We start from the raw sequence: 2,500 nt of genomic DNA on the forward strand, positions 1-2,500 counted from the left end.
CATATTATATGGTTAAGTCCTCGATCTATTAGTATTCGTCAGCTCCACATGTCACCATGCTTCCACCTCGAACCTATCAACCTGATCATCTTTCAGGGATCTTACTAGCTTACGCTATGGGAAATCTCATCTTGAGGGGGGCTTCATGCTTAGATGCTTTCAGCACTTATCCCTTCCGCACATAGCTACCCAGCTATGCCCTTGGCAGAACAACTGGTACACCAGCGGTGCGTCCATCCCGGTCCTCTCGTACTAAGGACAGCTCCTCTCAAATTTCCTACGCCCACGACGGATAGGGACCGAACTGTCTCACGACGTTCTGAACCCAGCTCGCGTACCGCTTTAATGGGCGAACAGCCCAACCCTTGGGACCGACTACAGCCCCAGGATGCGATGAGCCGACATCGAGGTGCCAAACCTCCCCGTCGATGTGGACTCTTGGGGGAGATAAGCCTGTTATCCCCGGGGTAGCTTTTATCCGTTGAGCGATGGCCCTTCCATGCGGAACCACCGGATCACTAAGCCCGACTTTCGTCCCTGCTCGACTTGTAGGTCTCGCAGTCAAGCTCCCTTATGCCTTTGCACTCTACGAATGATTTCCAACCATTCTGAGGGAACCTTTGGGCGCCTCCGTTACACTTTAGGAGGCGACCGCCCCAGTCAAACTGCCCACCTGACACTGTCTCCCGGGTCGATAAGACCCGTAGGTTAGAATTTCAATACAGTCAGGGCGGTATCCCACCAGCGCCTCCACCGAAGCTAGCGCTCCGGTTTCAATGGCTCCCGCCTATCCTGTACAAACTGTACCAAAATTCAATATCAGGCTACAGTAAAGCTCCACGGGGTCTTTCCGTCCTGTCGCGGGTAACCTGCATCTTCACAGGTACTATAATTTCACCGAGTCTCTGGTTGAGACAGTGCCCAAATCGTTACACCTTTCGTGCGGGTCGGAACTTACCCGACAAGGAATTTCGCTACCTTAGGACCGTTATAGTTACGGCCGCCGTTTACTGGGGCTTCAGTTCAGAGCTTCGCTTACGCTAACCCCTCTCCTTAACCTTCCAGCACCGGGCAGGTGTCAGCCCCTATACTTCGCCTTACGGCTTCGCAGAGACCTGTGTTTTTGCTAAACAGTCGCTTGGGCCTATTCACTGCGGCTTTCCGTTAAGAAAGCACCCCTTCTCCCGAAGTTACGGGGTCATTTTGCCGAGTTCCTTAACCAGAGTTCTCTCGCACACCTTAGGATTCTCTCCTCGCCTACCTGTGTCGGTTTGCGGTACAGGCACCTTTTATCTCGCTAGAAGCTTTTCTTGGCAGCGGGGAATCAAAGACTTCGCTCCATAAGGAGCTTCCCCATCACAGCTCAGCCTTCACGATAAGCGGATTTGCCTACTTATCAGCCTAACTGCTTGGACGTGCACAACCAATCGCACGCTTCTTCTATCCTTCTGCGTCCCTCCATTGCTCAAACGATAAAGAGGTGGTACAGGAATATCAACCTGTTGTCCATCGCCTACGCCTGTCGGCCTCGGCTTAGGTCCTGACTAACCCTGAGCGGACGAGCCTTCCTCAGGAAACCTTAGGCATTCGGTGGACGGGATTCTCACCCGTCTTTCGCTACTCATACCGGCATTCTCACTTCTAAGCGCTCCACCAGTCCTTCCGGTCTGACTTCACTGCACTTAGAACGCTCCCCTACCACTGATACCATTGGTATCAATTCGCAGCTTCGGTGGTGTATTTAGCCCCGGTACATTTTCGGCGCAGAGTCACTCGACTAGTGAGCTATTACGCACTCTTTAAATGGTGGCTGCTTCTAAGCCAACATCCTAGTTGTCTAAGCAACTCCACATCCTTTTCCACTTAATACACACTTTGGGACCTTAGCTGGCGATCTGGGCTGTTTCCCTCTTGACTACGGATCTTATCACTCGCAGTCTGACTCCTAAGGATAAGTCATTGGCATTCGGAGTTTGACTGAATTCGGTAATCCGATGAGGACCCCTAGTTCAATCAGTGCTCTACCTCCAAGACTCTTACACTTAAGGCTAGCCCTAAAGCTATTTCGGGGAGAACCAGCTATCTCCAGGTTCGATTGGAATTTCTCCGCTACCCACACCTCATCCCCGCACTTTTCAACGTGCGTGGGTTCGGGCCTCCATTCAGTGTTACCTGAACTTCACCCTGGACATGGGTAGATCACCTGGTTTCGGGTCTACGACCACGTACTAAACGCCCTATTCAGACTCGCTTTCGCTGCGGCTCCGCCTCTTCAGCTTAACCTCGCACGGGATCGTAACTCGCCGGTTCATTCTACAAAAGGCACGCCATCACCCATTAACGGGCTCTGACTATTTGTAGGCACACGGTTTCAGGATCTCTTTCACTCCCCTTCCGGGGTGCTTTTCACCTTTCCCTCACGGTACTGGTTCACTATCGATCACTAGGGAGTATTTAGCCTTGGGAGATGGTCCTCCCAGATTCCGACGGAATTTCACGT

The 2,500-nt window shown here is 52.2% G+C and carries 1 rRNA gene (cut by a window edge); it reads right to left on the reverse strand.

Annotated features, from left to right (window positions below):
* Window positions 1–8: 8 nt before the first annotated feature.
* A 23S ribosomal RNA gene (locus tag DT250_RS29625) occupies window positions 9–2,500 on the reverse strand (it continues 430 nt past the right edge of the window).

The organism is Bacillus sp. AR2-1 (assembly GCF_008368755.1).
GTDB classification, from domain to species: Bacteria; Bacillota; Bacilli; order Bacillales; family Bacillaceae_G; genus Bacillus_A; species Bacillus_A wiedmannii.